General features: G+C 58.4%; 12 protein-coding genes. 2 read left to right on the top strand and 10 right to left on the bottom strand.

What is annotated here, in order from left to right:
• The first annotated feature begins 279 nt into the window (after positions 1–279).
• Complete coding sequence (locus M9827_RS13180) at positions 280–1,656, top strand: glutamine synthetase family protein (protein WP_123454445.1); 1,377 nt, start codon at positions 280–282, stop codon at positions 1,654–1,656.
• Between the two features lie 157 nt (positions 1,657–1,813).
• Positions 1,814–2,440 carry a TetR/AcrR family transcriptional regulator gene (locus M9827_RS13175; protein ID WP_250605758.1) on the top strand — a complete coding sequence of 209 codons (627 nt, stop codon included), beginning with the start codon at positions 1,814–1,816 and terminating at the stop codon, positions 2,438–2,440.
• 96 nt (positions 2,441–2,536) lie between these two features.
• Here the strand turns inward: M9827_RS13175 and M9827_RS13170 are convergent, their stop codons facing one another.
• From M9827_RS13170 to argA, 10 genes are all read right to left on the bottom strand, one after another.
• Positions 2,537–2,752, bottom strand: coding sequence for a TOBE domain-containing protein (locus M9827_RS13170; protein ID WP_007967989.1), 216 nt, complete (start codon positions 2,750–2,752; stop codon positions 2,537–2,539).
• 27 nt (positions 2,753–2,779) lie between these two features.
• A complete protein-coding gene (gene ssuB, locus M9827_RS13165; protein WP_250605757.1) occupies positions 2,780–3,586 on the bottom strand; it encodes an aliphatic sulfonates ABC transporter ATP-binding protein in 807 nt (268 codons plus the stop codon).
• On the bottom strand, positions 3,583–4,365 hold the full coding sequence (ssuC, locus tag M9827_RS13160; protein ID WP_250605756.1) for an aliphatic sulfonate ABC transporter permease SsuC: 783 nt from the start codon (positions 4,363–4,365) through the stop codon (positions 3,583–3,585). The genes ssuB and ssuC overlap by 4 nt, the downstream gene beginning before the upstream one ends.
• 8 nt (positions 4,366–4,373) lie before the next feature.
• Positions 4,374–5,522, bottom strand: coding sequence for an FMNH2-dependent alkanesulfonate monooxygenase (ssuD, locus tag M9827_RS13155; protein ID WP_250605755.1), 1,149 nt, complete (start codon positions 5,520–5,522; stop codon positions 4,374–4,376).
• A gap of 25 nt (positions 5,523–5,547) precedes the next feature.
• A complete protein-coding gene (locus M9827_RS13150; protein ID WP_250605754.1) occupies positions 5,548–6,513 on the bottom strand; it encodes a sulfonate ABC transporter substrate-binding protein in 966 nt (321 codons plus the stop codon).
• 89 nt (positions 6,514–6,602) lie between these two features.
• The gene (gene ssuE, locus M9827_RS13145; protein WP_250605753.1) at positions 6,603–7,196 is read right to left on the bottom strand and encodes an NADPH-dependent FMN reductase; all 594 of its coding nucleotides are present in this window, start codon (positions 7,194–7,196) and stop codon (positions 6,603–6,605) included.
• Between the two features lie 283 nt (positions 7,197–7,479).
• On the bottom strand, positions 7,480–8,118 hold the full coding sequence (locus tag M9827_RS13140; protein ID WP_134176025.1) for a peroxiredoxin: 639 nt from the start codon (positions 8,116–8,118) through the stop codon (positions 7,480–7,482).
• 309 nt (positions 8,119–8,427) lie between these two features.
• Positions 8,428–9,795 carry an OprD family porin gene (locus M9827_RS13135; protein ID WP_250605752.1) on the bottom strand — a complete coding sequence of 456 codons (1,368 nt, stop codon included), beginning with the start codon at positions 9,793–9,795 and terminating at the stop codon, positions 8,428–8,430.
• Between the two features lie 415 nt (positions 9,796–10,210).
• Positions 10,211–11,539 (bottom strand): OprD family porin, encoded by a 1,329-nt coding sequence (locus M9827_RS13130; protein WP_250605751.1) that lies wholly within the window; start codon positions 11,537–11,539, stop codon positions 10,211–10,213.
• A gap of 569 nt (positions 11,540–12,108) precedes the next feature.
• The gene (gene argA, locus M9827_RS13125) at positions 12,109–13,410 is read right to left on the bottom strand and encodes an amino-acid N-acetyltransferase (RefSeq protein WP_103302491.1); all 1,302 of its coding nucleotides are present in this window, start codon (positions 13,408–13,410) and stop codon (positions 12,109–12,111) included.
• Positions 13,411–13,517 lie beyond the last annotated feature (107 nt).

Raw genomic sequence — 13,517 nt, 5'->3', positions numbered from 1 at the left:
TGAAGCACCCCGGTATTATTGCTGTTATGGGTTTGATCGGAGCTTAGCCTTGTTCATTTTTTTACACAACACCCCCGTAAAAAATACAACACGGCCTGCTCAAGCCCGCGGGTGGCACGCCTCCCAAGGACAAAAAACCGCCCAAAAATGCCCCATAAATGCCCTCACAGCGCTTTTTTAGGGCAAAAAAGGCCTCGCTTGACTTCGGCAGGCCGTTCGGGTTGACTGAAACCAGAAAAGATCAATGATTGATATTTTTAACAACAAAGGTGTTGCATCATGTCGGTACCCCCGCGTGCCGTTCAGCTTAACGAAGCGAACGCGTTCCTTAAGGAACATCCTGAGGTTCTGTACGTTGACCTTCTGATTGCGGATATGAATGGTGTGGTGCGCGGCAAGCGCATCGAACGCACCAGCCTCCACAAGGTTTACGAGAAAGGCATCAACCTGCCGGCCTCTCTATTTGCTCTGGATATCAATGGCTCTACGGTGGAAAGCACCGGCCTGGGCCTGGACATCGGCGACGCCGATCGTATCTGCTATCCAATCCCCGACACCCTGTGCAACGAGCCATGGCAGAAGCGCCCCACCGCGCAACTGTTGATGACCATGCACGAACTCGAAGGCGACCCGTTCTTCGCCGATCCGCGCGAAGTGCTCCGTCAAGTTGTTGCAAAGTTTGACGAGCTGGGCCTGACCATCTGCGCAGCATTCGAACTCGAGTTCTACCTGATCGACCAGGAAAACGTGAACGGCCGTCCACAGCCGCCACGCTCGCCGATCTCCGGCAAACGTCCGCACTCGACACAGGTTTACCTGATCGACGACCTCGACGAATACGTCGATTGCCTCCAGGACATTCTGGAAGGTGCCAAAGAGCAAGGCATCCCGGCCGATGCCATCGTCAAGGAAAGTGCCCCGGCGCAGTTCGAAGTGAACCTGCACCACGTCGCCGACCCGATCAAGGCATGCGACTACGCCGTCCTGCTCAAGCGTCTGATCAAGAACATCGCCTACGACCATGAAATGGATACCACCTTCATGGCCAAGCCTTATCCAGGCCAGGCAGGCAACGGTTTGCACGTACACATTTCGATTCTGGACAAGGCCGGCAAGAATATTTTTGCCAGCGAGGATCCCGAGCAGAACGCCGCGCTGCGTCACGCGATCGGCGGTGTGCTCGAGACCCTGCCCGCGCAGATGGCTTTCCTCTGCCCGAACGTCAACTCCTACCGTCGTTTCGGCGCGCAGTTCTACGTGCCGAACTCGCCGTGCTGGGGGCTGGACAACCGCACCGTGGCGATTCGCGTACCGACCGGTTCTGCCGATGCCGTGCGGATCGAACACCGCGTAGCCGGTGCCGATGCCAACCCGTACCTGTTGATGGCTTCGGTTCTGGCGGGTGTGCACCACGGTCTGACCAACAAGATCGAGCCGGGCGCCCCGGTCGAAGGCAACAGCTACGAGCAGAACGAGCAAAGCCTGCCGAACAACTTGCGCGATGCCCTGCGCGAGCTGGACGACAGTGAGGTGATGGCCAAGTACATCGATCCGAAGTACATCGATATCTTCGTCGCCTGCAAGGAAAGCGAGCTGGAGGAGTTCGAACACTCCATTTCCGACCTTGAGTACAACTGGTATCTGCATACCGTTTAAGCGGATTGCAGCTTCAAAAAAACGCCGTTGGCTAATTCAGCCAGCGGCGTTTTTTTATGGCCGCCTGCGGCGGTTCGTTGGCAAGCCAGCGATGGCGGTCGACAAGACAACACGGAACCCGCCTCGTACAATGCCCGCTGCCCCGCAGGAGACTTCCATGACGCGACCCGCCCCCGTCCGCAAACCCCGTGCCCGCAGTCAGGCGCGCATCGACTCGATACTCGACGCCGCGCGCACACTGCTGGCGGCCGAGGGTGTGGCCAGTCTGTCGATCTACAGCGTCGCCGAGCGCGCGCAGATTCCGCCCTCCTCCGTGTACCACTTCTTCGCCAGCGTGCCGGCGTTGCTCGAAGCGCTGACCGCCGATGTGCACGCCGCGTTCCGCGCCTGCCTGCAAGCGCCGATCGATCACGAGGCCCTGCGTGACTGGCGTGATCTGTCGCGACTGGTCGAGCAAAGGATGCTGGAGATCTACGACGAAGACGCGGCGGCTCGGCAGTTGATCCTCGCGCAACATGGTCTGACCGAAGTGACTCAGGCTGATCGGCAACACGACATCGAACTGGGCGCCTTGATGCACAAGTTGTTCGACCATCACTTCGAGCTGCCGAGGTTGCCGGAGGATGTCGACGTATTTGCCCTGGCGATGGAATTGGGTGACCGGGTTTATGCGCGTTCGGTGCAGCAGCATGGGCAAATCACACCGCGCATGGCCGAAGAAGGGATGCGGGTGTTTGATGCCTATATCGGGTTGTATCTGCCGCCGTATCTACCCAAGCGCTGAGACATGATCGTTCCCACGCTCTGCGTGGGAACGATCGCCAGGCACAAAAAACCCCGAAGGGCTCACGCCTTTCGGGGTTGTTTTTTACTCACAGGCTTACAACTTGGCGATCGACACCTCGGTGGATTTCACAAAGGCGATCACTTCGCTGCCCACCGCCAGTTCCAGCTCCTTGACCGAACGCGTGGTGATCACCGAAGTGACGATACCCGAAGCGGTCTGCACGTCGATTTCCGACAGCACGTCGCCGAGGACGATTTCCTTGATCGAGCCTTTGAACTGGTTACGGACGTTGATGGCTTTGATAGTCATGGCAATGATTCCTGTCGTTTGCTTGAGTTATTGAGCCCAACGCAGTTGCGTAGGCAGTGGTGAAACAGGTTCCGGCGCCGGCGGCTCGCCGGGCAGGGACAGAACACGGTTGAGCACTTCGGTTTCCAGCGCCGCCAGGCGATGCGAACCGCGTACCCGCGGGCGCGGCAGTTCGACCTGCAGGTCGAGGCCGACTTCGCCGTCCTCGATCAGAATCACCCGGTCGGCAATCGCCACCGCTTCGCTGACGTCGTGGGTCACCAGCAGCACCGTGAAGCCATGTTGCTGCCAGAGACGTTCGATCAGTTGCTGCATTTCAATGCGGGTCAGCGCGTCCAGCGCGCCGAGCGGTTCGTCGAGCAACAGCAGGCGCGGTTGATGGATCAGTGCCCGTGCCAGCGCAACACGCTGTTTCTGTCCACCGGACAGCGTTGCCGGCCACTCATTGGCACGATCCGCCAGCCCTACCGCTTCCAGCGCTGCCAATGCTTGCGGGCGCCAGTGGCCTGTGAGGCCGAGGCCGACGTTGTCGATGATCTTCTTCCACGGCAGCAAACGTGCTTCCTGGAACATCAATCGGGTGTCTTCCCGCGCATCGCTCAGGGGCGCAGCACCAGCCAGCAGGTCGCCCCCAGTCGGTTGATCGAGGCCGGCGAGCAAGCGCAGCAAGGTACTTTTGCCGCAACCGCTACGCCCGACCACGGCGACGAATTGCCCCGCTGGAATGTGCAGATCGATGGCGCGCAGCACCTGCCGCGCACCGAAGGTTTTCTGCAGATTGCGCACCACCAGCGGAATCCCGCGCAGCAGGCGTGGAGGTTGTTGAGCGGTCATGCCGCACCTCCTTTGGCAACCTGATAAGCCGGATGCCAGCGCAACCACACACGCTCAAGTCCACGGGCGGCGAGGTCGGCGAGTTTGCCGAGTACCGCGTAAAGCAGGATCGCCAGCACCACCACGTCGGTCTGCAAGAACTCGCGAGCATTCATCGCCAGATAGCCGATGCCGGAGCTGGCGGAAATGGTTTCGGCGACGATCAGCGTCAGCCACATAAAGCCCAGGGCGAAGCGCACACCGACCAGAATCGAAGGCAACGCACCCGGCAGAATCACCTGCCAGAACAGGCTGAAACCGCTCAGGCCATAACTGCGCGCCATCTCCACCAGCGCCGGGTCGACGTTGCGAATGCCGTGATAGGTATTCAGGTAAATCGGGAACAACGTGCCCAGTGCCACCAGAAAAATCTTCGCCGACTCGTCAATGCCGAACCACAGAATCACCAGCGGAATCAGCGCCAGGTGCGGCACGTTTCGGATCATCTGCACCGAGCTGTCGAGCAGGCGCTCGCCCCATTTCGACAGGCCGGTGATGAAACCCAAAACCAGACCGATGCCGCCGCCGATGGTGAAACCGAGGGCCGCACGCCAGCCACTGATCGCCAGATGCGTCCAGATTTCACCACTGCGCACCAGGCTCACGCCGGCTTCGATCACCGCCACCGGTGCCGGCAGAATCCGTGTCGACAACCAACCCGCCGACACCGACAACTGCCACACCGCCAACAGCAACACCGGCAATGCCCAGGGTGCGAGGCTGTGGATGATTTTGTTCATGGCGCGCCTCAGCTCTGCGACGCGGCTTTGGGAAGAATGTCGTTGGCGACCATCTCGCCAAACGGACTGACGTAACCGGCGCTTTTCGGCAGTTCCGGGCGCTCGACATCGAGGTGCGGGAACAGCAGCTCAGCGACGCGATACGACTCTTCGAGGTGTGGATAACCGGAGAAGATGAAAGTGTCGATGCCCAGATCGGCGTATTCCTTCACGCGCGCCGCCACGGTCGGACCATCGCCGACCAGCGCGGTCCCGGCACCGCCACGCACCAGACCGACACCGGCCCAGAGGTTCGGACTGACTTCGAGATTGTCGCGGCTGCCGCCATGCAGAGCAGCCATGCGTTGCTGGCCGACCGAATCGAAACGCGCCAGCGAAGCTTGGGCACGGGCGATGGTGTCGTCGTCCAGGTGCGAGATCAAACGATCCGCCGCTTGCCACGCTTCAGCGTTGGTTTCACGGACGATCACGTGCAGACGAATGCCGAAGCGCACGGTGCGGCCGAGCTTGGCGGCTTTGGCGCGCACCTGTTCGATCTTCTCCGCTACTGCTGCGGGCGGCTCACCCCAGGTCAGGACCATTTCCACTTGCTCGGCGGCCAAGTCCTGTGCGGCTTCCGACGAGCCACCGAAGTACAACGGCGGACGCGGTTGCTGGATTGGCGGATAGAGCAGCTTGGCCCCCTTCACGCTGATGTGTTCGCCGTCGTAATCAACGGTTTCGCCTTCGAGTACACGACGCCAGATACGGGTGAATTCCACCGAGGCCTGATAGCGCTCTTCGTGGCTGAGGAACAGACCGTCGCCGGCCAATTCTTCCGGGTCACCGCCGGTGACCAGATTGAACAGCGCACGACCGCCGGACAGACGATCCAGCGTAGCCGCCTGACGCGCCGCGACCGTCGGGGAAATGATCCCGGGGCGCAGGGCAACGAGGAACTTCAGACGCTGGGTCACCGGAATCAGCGATGCTGCCACCAGCCACGAGTCTTCGCAGGAGCGCCCGGTAGGGATCAGCACACCGCCAAAGCCCAGACGATCCGCCGCTTGCGCGACCTGTTGCAGATAACCGTGGTCGACGGCACGAGCGCCTTCGGCGGTGCCAAGGTAATGGCCGTCGCCGTGGGTAGGCAGGAACCAGAAGATATTGAGGCTCATGGAGTGGTCTCCTTGGGGATTCGAATTACTGCGCCTTGGCCACAGCGGCCGGTGGTGTCCAGATCACGTCCTTGATGCTCAGCGGCTTGGGAATCAGCTTGAGCTGGAAGAACGTGTCAGCGATTTTCTGTTGTGCGGCGACCACTTCCGGGGTCAGGAACAGCGCGCCGTAGCCTTGGCGTTTGACCGAAGTCAGGGTGATGTCCGCCGGCAGGCCGAGCAGTGGCGCGACTTGCTGGGTCACGTCTTCAGGGTTGGCCTTCGACCACTCGCCGACTGCGCGCACTTCCTCGACGAGGGTCTTGATCACCTCGGGATTTTTCTGCGCATAAGGCTTGGTCGCGAGATAGAACTGGTGGTTGTCGACGATGCCTTTGCCGTCGCGCAGGGTGTGCGCTTGCAGTTGTTTCTCGGCGGCCGCCTGGTACGGATCCCAGATCACCCAGGCGTCGACGCTGCCCCGTTCGAACGCGGCGCGAGCATCGGCGGGCGGCAGGAATACAGTTTGAATGTCAGAGTATTTGAGGCCGGCGTCTTCGAGTGCACGCACCAGCAGGTAGTGGACATTGGAGCCTTTGTTCAGGACGACTTTCTTGCCCTTGAGATCGGCCACCGATTTGATCGGCGAGTCTTTCGGCACGAGGATCGCTTCACTGTTCGGTGCTGGCGGTTCGTAGGCGACGTAAAGCAGATCGGCGCCGGCCGCTTGAGCGAAGACTGGCGGGGTTTCGCCGGTGACGCCAAAGTCGATCGAGCCGACGTTCAGGCCTTCAAGCAGCTGCGGGCCGCCGGGGAATTCAGTCCATTGCACGTCGACGCCTTGAGCGGCAAGACGCTTTTCCAGCGTGCCTTTGGCTTTGAGCAGCACCAGTGTGCCGTACTTCTGATAACCGATCCGAAGGGTCTCGGCTTGAGCTTGAGTGATGGCGCCGAAGGTGACAGCCGCAGCAAACAGAGCGACCAGACCACGACGCAAAAATACAGTGCGCATAGCGCTCTCCTTTTTGCTGTTGGGTTTTGGCTGCACCTGCTTGCCCGTTAGCGGGCGAGTAAGGCCAGTACTTCAAATTTCGATGAGGCTTAAATGCTCCAGCGAGCACTCAACAAACGTTCGTTCAACAGGCCCGGCTCCAGCGGTTTCGGCCGGCGGGCCATGGCGCTGACAAACTGATCCAGCGCTTCATACAGTCGCTGCTCCAGCGCCGGTGCCAATTGCGCCGCAGCACTGCCTTCGCCGTAAGCGATCTGGCTGTCCTCGGCAAAAATCCCCTGAAGCATTTCCTGGGCTTTCAGCGCCGACAGCACCGGTTTGAGTGCGTAATCGACCACAAGCATGTGGGCGATGCTGCCGCCGGTGGCCATTGGCAAGACAATCTTGTGGTTCAAGGCGCGCTCCGGGAGCAGATCCAGCAGCGTCTTCAACGCGCCGGAAAACGAAGCCTTGTACACCGGTGTGGCGATCAACAGGCCGTCCGCGTTTTCGATCTGTTGCAGCAGGTCGAGTACTTTCGGGCTGTCGAAGCGGGCATGGAGCAAATCTTCGGCCGGGAAGTCCCGCACCTGATAACTCACCACTTCCACGCCTTGCTGCTGCAACCAACGTTGCGAGCGCTCCAGCAGCACCCCGGAGCGGGAGCGCAGGCTGGGACTGCCACCAAGTGAGACGACCAGCATTGAGACTATTCCTTAAGCGTTACAGGCGATTCGCAGGTTGCGATCTCGCTTCGATGGGAGTGACCTTACCAGCTGATTTATATATCCATAAATCATATTTATTCATTTGGTTATGCGTTTTGGAGATATACGGATCAGGTTATTCAAGACGAAAAAAAAGGCCGTCGAAACGGCCTGAAATCCCCTGCTATGTGGATGCCTCGAAAAGATCGCAGCCTTCGGCAGCTCCTACACGGACCGAAATCCCCCTGTAGGAGCTGCCGCAGGCTGCGATCTTTTGATCTTAACGATTCGGCTGTGGCGTCAGGCGCAGGTACGGTTTCACCGCGCGATAGCCCTTCGGAAAGCGCTTTTTGATTTCGTCTTCATCCTTGAGCGACGGCACGATCACCACCTCTTCACCGTCCTGCCAGTTGGCCGGGGTGGCCACCTTGTAGTTGTCGGTGAGTTGCAGCGAATCGATCACCCGCAGAATCTCGTGGAAGTTGCGCCCGGTGCTTGCCGGGTAAGTGATGGTCAGGCGAATCTTCTTGTTCGGATCGATGACGAACAGCGAACGCACGGTCAGCGTGTCGTTGGCGTTCGGGTGAATCAGGTCATACAGATCCGAAACCTTGCGATCGGCATCGGCCAGGATCGGGAAGTTGACGACGGTGTTCTGGGTTTCGTTGATGTCTTCGATCCACTTATGGTGTGAGTCCACCGGGTCGACCGACAGCGCGATGGCTTTGACGCCGCGTTTGCTGAACTCATCCTTGAGCTTGGCGGTGAAGCCCAGCTCCGTGGTGCACACCGGGGTGAAGTCCGCCGGGTGGGAGAACAGCACGCCCCAGCTATCGCCCAGCCATTCGTGGAAACGAATCTTGCCGGCGCTGGAATCCTGTTCGAAATCGGGGGCGATGTCGCCGAGTCTGAGGCTCATGGTCCTGCTCCTGATGAGTTGTTCGAGACCTCAACTCTAGCCCGGGTTTTGCCATCGTGAAAAAGAATAAATAAATAGATATTTAGATCATTAGTGAATATTAAACTTCTGTTCACTGGACGCTGGCAGGCATCCCGACGAACATCGGTCGCAAGGTTCGAGAAGGCCTTGAGTTGCTGTAAAGAGGGAAATCTCGAGGAGGGCTTACGGGGGTGAGCCTGACTCGAAAACGCAAAAGCCCCGTCCGGCGCGATGCCGGACGGGGCTTTTTTACATCAGGCTTTTTACATCAGATACAGGAGCGCGCTATTACAACAGCGGGATCGAGTAGCTGACGATCAGGCGGTTTTCGTCCTGGTCACGCTGACCTGGGATGTCGTTGCGCCACATAGCGTTTTTCCACATCACGCCAACGTTTTTCAGCGGGCCTTCAGGTACTACGTAACCAACGGTGATGTCGCGTTCCCACTCGGAACGGCCGGTCGCGTTGGTGCTGACTTGACGGTCGCCGACTTTACCGGTGGTGTCGATGTTATCGCCACGCAGGTAAACCACGCCGGCGGTCAGGCCTGGTACGCCAACTTTGGCGAAGTCGTACGAGTAGCGAGCTTGCCAGGTACGTTCACCTGCGCGAGCGAACTTGGCGATCTGCATGTCGGTGGTGATGTAAGCCGACGAGCCGTCACCCTGGTTCAGCCAAGGGAAGTCGCTGTTGCCGTTGCTGACCTGATAACCGCCACCGAAGGTGTGACCTTCAACGGTGTACAGGAACAAGCCGCTGTACAGGTTGTTGTCTACCTTGCCTTTGGTGATGCCAGTGCCGTAGTCACCGGTGGTGTAGTAGGCAGGGTCGTTACCGTTGGCGCCATCGTCACGGCTGTTGAAGTAACGGAAGTCAGACTTCAATACACCCGGGCCGATTGCCCAGTTGTGCACCAGACCCAGGAAGTGCTGCTTGTAGTAATCCTGCAGATTGCCGTAGTAGTACTGGGCAGTCAGGTCTTTGGTGATTTTGTAGTCGCCACCACCGTAGATGAACTTGTTGCTGTCACGACCGGCAGCGGTGTGAGCGTTGGAGCCAGCAATCGACAACTCTTCGTTGTTGCTGGAGTTACGGCCCTTGGCGTGCTCGATTTGACCAGCAACCAGCGTCAGATCCTTGATCTCGCTCGAAGTGATCTGGCCACCCTGGAAGGTTTGCGGCAGCATACGACCGTCGTTGGTCACGATGACCGGCAGTTTTGGCTGCAGGGTGCCCAATTTCAGTTCGGTCTGAGAGATCTTGGCTTTGGCAGTCAAACCCAGGCTGGAGAAGTTGTCGACCGCTTCACCGTTGGACTTGCTCGGGAATACAGTACCGCCATAGGAGGTCGACGTAGCACCGTTGGTGCCGCCACCCGAGTCCAGACGCACGCCCACCAGGCCGATGGCGTCGATACCGAAGCCTACGGTGCCTTGGGTGTAACCGGAGATGAAACGCAGATCGAAGCCTTGGCCCCATTCTTCTTGCTTGTTCTGAGCCTTGGCAGCTTTGGTATCGCCATCACGGTTATCAGTGTTGATGTAGAAGTTACGCAGCCCCAAAGTAGCTTTGCTGTCTTCGATGAAACCGGCGGCGCCTGCCTGCTGCGCCATAACCCCTACGGCCACAGCCAGGGCCAAGGTGGACTTGTTCATGTATCGCTCCTCTCGTTTCTAATTTTTTGCTTTTTTTACGGTCGGTTCCGGATCTATTGCCCGAAATCCTCAACGCTTGATCGCGACGGACCATTACCCCCAGTCAAAGCCGCGAAAGGATACCTCGGCATAGTCTTGAAAAGAATTGTTTCACTCTTTTTCAGAGCATCCAGGCATATATAAAGGCAACGCAGACTGGAGGTATCGGCTTCAACACCGATTCCTGAACCCTTCAGATTGTCGAGGGACAAAAATGCCAAAACACCGCAGCGTCTTTTGAATGCTGGACGGGTCTACTTTAGGCTTTCGCCGAAGAACATAAAAAGAATAAAAAGAGCAATAAGGCTTAGATTTTGGAATATAGAAAAAAGCGCAAAAAAAACCTTGCCGAGCGGCAAGGTTTTTTCAGGACTTGTTACAGGAAGCTGTAGGTGTAGTTGAAGATCAGGCGAGTCTGATCCTGATCGGCAATATTGATTTCGCTGCCGCGATAAACACCATTGCGCAAAGTCACACCAAAACCTTTGAGAGCACCCTGCTGAATGGTGTAATCGATACGCATGTCCCGTTCCCACTCGGACATATCGCTGCCGGTGCCATTCGTTGCCTTGATGTTGTCGCCATACAGGTAAGCGATCGAAGCTTTGAGGCCCGGTACACCCAGACCTGCGAAGTCGTAGGAGTACTGACCGAAGGTGGTGTTTTCACCGGCACGAACGAAACCGTTGATCATGGAGTCGGTGAACAGGTAGAAACTGGCGCCACCGGCACCTTCAGGGCGACCGTTGCCATCGACCACGTTGCCTTGGTTCAGGTAGACGAAACCACCGTCATCGTTGACGCGTTGATGGCCAAGCAAGAAGGCATTGCCACCCAAGGTATAGGTGAACATGGCGCTCCAGGTCTTGTTATCGACCTCGCCCGGGGTCTTGGCATAACCACCGTTGTTATTGAAGCGGTAGCCTGCGTCCCCGTTCTTGCCATCGGAGCTGCTGTCGAAATAGCGGATATCGGTCTTGAACGACTGGTTGGTGCCGATCGGAAGCACATGTACCAGACCAAAGAAGTTCTGCTTGTAATAATCCTGCAGGTTCGAATGGTAGTACTGCAGGGTCAGGTCTTTGGTGACCTTCCAGTCAGCACCGGCATAGCGGAACTGGTTGCTGTCCTGCGTCCCCCCGGCCACAGCGAGGCCGGTGCTGTTTGTCGAGGCGCGACCCACAGCGTGCTCGAGCTGACCAGCATTGAAGGTAACGTTGTCGATTTCCTTGGAGGTGATCGTGCCACCCTCGAAGGTTTGAGGCAGCAGACGACTATCGTTCGCAACCAGAATCGGCAAGCTAGATTGCAGAGCGCCACCCAGGTGAGCTTCGGTCTTGGACAGACGAGCCTTGACGTTACCCGCTACGCGGCTCCAGGACTGCGTTGCTGAACCGTCGGAATCACTTGGGCTGAACGAGTTATTGTCTGGGTGGTGCCCACGACCACCATCCAGGTGAATGCCGCTGAGCGCCTGCACATCAAGACCAAACCCGACCGTGCCCTGAGTGAAGCCGGACAGGTAATCAAACTTGAAGCCCTGCGCGGCTTCTCTCTGATCTGCGCCGCCATCACGGTTGTCGTTGTTGAAATACATGGTGCGGGAACTGATAGAAGCCTTGCTGTCTTCGATGAAACCCGCGGCACCTGCCTGCTGCGCCAATACCCCAAAGGCCACAGCCACGGCCAAGGTGGACTTATTCATTGTTAAGCTCCTCTCGTTTCTAATTCTTGTTGACCTGGCCCGGATCGATGCCCGGGTTCCAAAGGTTTGCGATTAGCGCCAGAGCGTGACCCACAAGTCAATCGTAACTTTGTGTGTCTACGACCAAGGTCTAATCAGCGGTTTTTTGGTCCATGCAGATTCATGAGTTCGTCATGAATCTGAAAAGAATGGATGCCTTCTTTTCTAATACCCTTTAGGAATTTAAAGCCCGTATTTGCACGCTCTGGTGCTCCCCCCAACAACGCGCCGATCAATTCCTGAAGAGTATTAAGCTGCCCTGTCTGAACGGATTTGCCCTGAAACAATCCTGTAACAGTTTCATCACCCAGCAGCCAACCCAGCGCACTATCCGGATCAATTGTTACAGTTTGTGTATCGGGAGATTTTTTTCACGCACGGCGCTGCCGCCGTCCCTGCCGGAATGCACAAAGTCATTTCAGGCGGGGATTTCAGCGGAGGGAATCAGAAGGAGAGGTTGAGACAGGAATGCACAACAGGTGCAGCGATGTGGGGACTTTAGCCTGCCACACTCGCCACACACTGATTAATCAAAGGGTCTTTTCGAAGATCTTCGAATTGCGCTGATAGTTGTACAGCGACGCCCGCGCCGCTGGCAGGCGTTCAACGCTGCTCGGTTCGAAGCCACGCTCGCGGAACCAGTGCGCGGTACGGGTAGTGAGGACGAACAGTGTCTTCAAGCCCTGCGCCCGTGCGCGGGTTTCGATGCGTTCCAGCAGCTCATCACCGCGACCGCCATGGCGATACTCCGGATTCACCGCCAGGCACGCCAGTTCACCAGCGTCGGAATCGGCAATCTGATACAACGCCGCGCAAGCGATGATCATGCCTTCACGCTCGACCACGCTGAACTGCTCGATCTCGCGCTCCAGCACTTCACGCGAGCGACGCACCAGAATCCCCTGCTCTTCCAGCGGGCTGATCAGGTCGAGCAAGCCGCCGACGTCTTCAATCGCCGCTTCGCGCACCAGTTCGAATTGTTCTTGAGCGACCAGCGTACCGCCACCGTCACGGGTGAACAGTTCGGTCAGCAGCGCGCCGTCTTCGGCGTAACTGACGATATGGCTGCGCGCCACACCGCCACGGCAGGCCTCGGCGGCGGCATCGAGCAGTTCCGCCTGATAATTGCTGCTGCCCAGACGCTGCAAATGCGCCGGTACTTGCTGTGGACGCAACTCGCGCACCAGTTTGCCGTTCTCGTCGATCAGACCGAGGTCAGCACCGAACAGCAGCAGTTTGTCCGCGCCCAGATCGATGGCGGCGCGGGTGGCGACGTCTTCGCAGGCGAGGTTGAAGATTTCACCGGTCGGCGAGTAGCCCAGCGGCGACAGCAGGACGATCGAGCGTTCGTCGAGCAGGCGATTGATGCCCTTGCGGTCGACCCGGCGCACTTCGCCAGTGTGGTGATAGTCAACGCCTTCCAGCACGCCAATCGGCCGCGCGGTAACGAGGTTGCCGCTGGCCACGCGCAGACGCGAGCCCTGCATCGGCGACGACGCCATGTCCATCGACAAACGCGCTTCGATGGCGATGCGCAATTGGCCAACCGCATCGATCACACATTCCAGGGTCGCGGCATCGGTGATGCGCATGCCGTGGTGGTAATGCGGGGTCAGGCCACGGGCGGCGAGACGGGTTTCAATCTGCGGGCGCGAACCGTGCACCAGCACCAGGCGCACGCCGAGGCTGTGCAGCAGGACGATGTCGTGGACGATGTTGCCGAAATTCGGATGCTCCACGCCGTCGCCGGGCAGCATGACGACGAAAGTGCAGTCGCGGTGGGCATTGATGTACGGGGACGCGTGACGAAGCCAATTGACGTATTCGGGCATGAACCTGGGCCTGTAATAAATAGCAGCCGAAAAAGGGGCGAAACGGAAAACGCACAGCGGGCTGATGGTTATCGTCGGAACAGGCTTGGCGACACGCGCGCTCTCCT

Origin of the sequence: Pseudomonas sp. AKS31 (genome assembly GCF_023634765.1) — a bacterium.
Classification (GTDB): domain Bacteria; phylum Pseudomonadota; class Gammaproteobacteria; order Pseudomonadales; family Pseudomonadaceae; genus Aquipseudomonas.
The sequence above is the reverse complement of the archived record's forward strand: the minus strand, read 5'-3'. Positions and strand labels throughout refer to the sequence as shown.

Bases quoted from the DNA above. Each gene is read 5' to 3' on its own strand.
- M9827_RS13180 (WP_123454445.1), top strand. From the start codon at position 280: ATGTCGGTACCCCCGCGTGCCGTTCAGCTTAACGAAGCGAACGCGTTC.
- M9827_RS13175 (WP_250605758.1), top strand. From the start codon at position 1,814: ATGACGCGACCCGCCCCCGTCCGCAAACCCCGTGCCCGCAGTCAGGCG.
- M9827_RS13170 (WP_007967989.1), bottom strand. From the start codon at position 2,752: ATGACTATCAAAGCCATCAACGTCCGTAACCAGTTCAAAGGCTCGATC.
- ssuB (WP_250605757.1), bottom strand. From the start codon at position 3,586: ATGACCGCTCAACAACCTCCACGCCTGCTGCGCGGGATTCCGCTGGTG.
- ssuC (WP_250605756.1), bottom strand. From the start codon at position 4,365: ATGAACAAAATCATCCACAGCCTCGCACCCTGGGCATTGCCGGTGTTG.
- ssuD (WP_250605755.1), bottom strand. From the start codon at position 5,522: ATGAGCCTCAATATCTTCTGGTTCCTGCCTACCCACGGCGACGGCCAT.
- M9827_RS13150 (WP_250605754.1), bottom strand. From the start codon at position 6,513: ATGCGCACTGTATTTTTGCGTCGTGGTCTGGTCGCTCTGTTTGCTGCG.
- ssuE (WP_250605753.1), bottom strand. From the start codon at position 7,196: ATGCTGGTCGTCTCACTTGGTGGCAGTCCCAGCCTGCGCTCCCGCTCC.
- M9827_RS13140 (WP_134176025.1), bottom strand. From the start codon at position 8,118: ATGAGCCTCAGACTCGGCGACATCGCCCCCGATTTCGAACAGGATTCC.
- M9827_RS13135 (WP_250605752.1), bottom strand. From the start codon at position 9,795: ATGAACAAGTCCACCTTGGCCCTGGCTGTGGCCGTAGGGGTTATGGCG.
- M9827_RS13130 (WP_250605751.1), bottom strand. From the start codon at position 11,539: ATGAATAAGTCCACCTTGGCCGTGGCTGTGGCCTTTGGGGTATTGGCG.
- argA (WP_103302491.1), bottom strand. From the start codon at position 13,410: ATGCCCGAATACGTCAATTGGCTTCGTCACGCGTCCCCGTACATCAAT.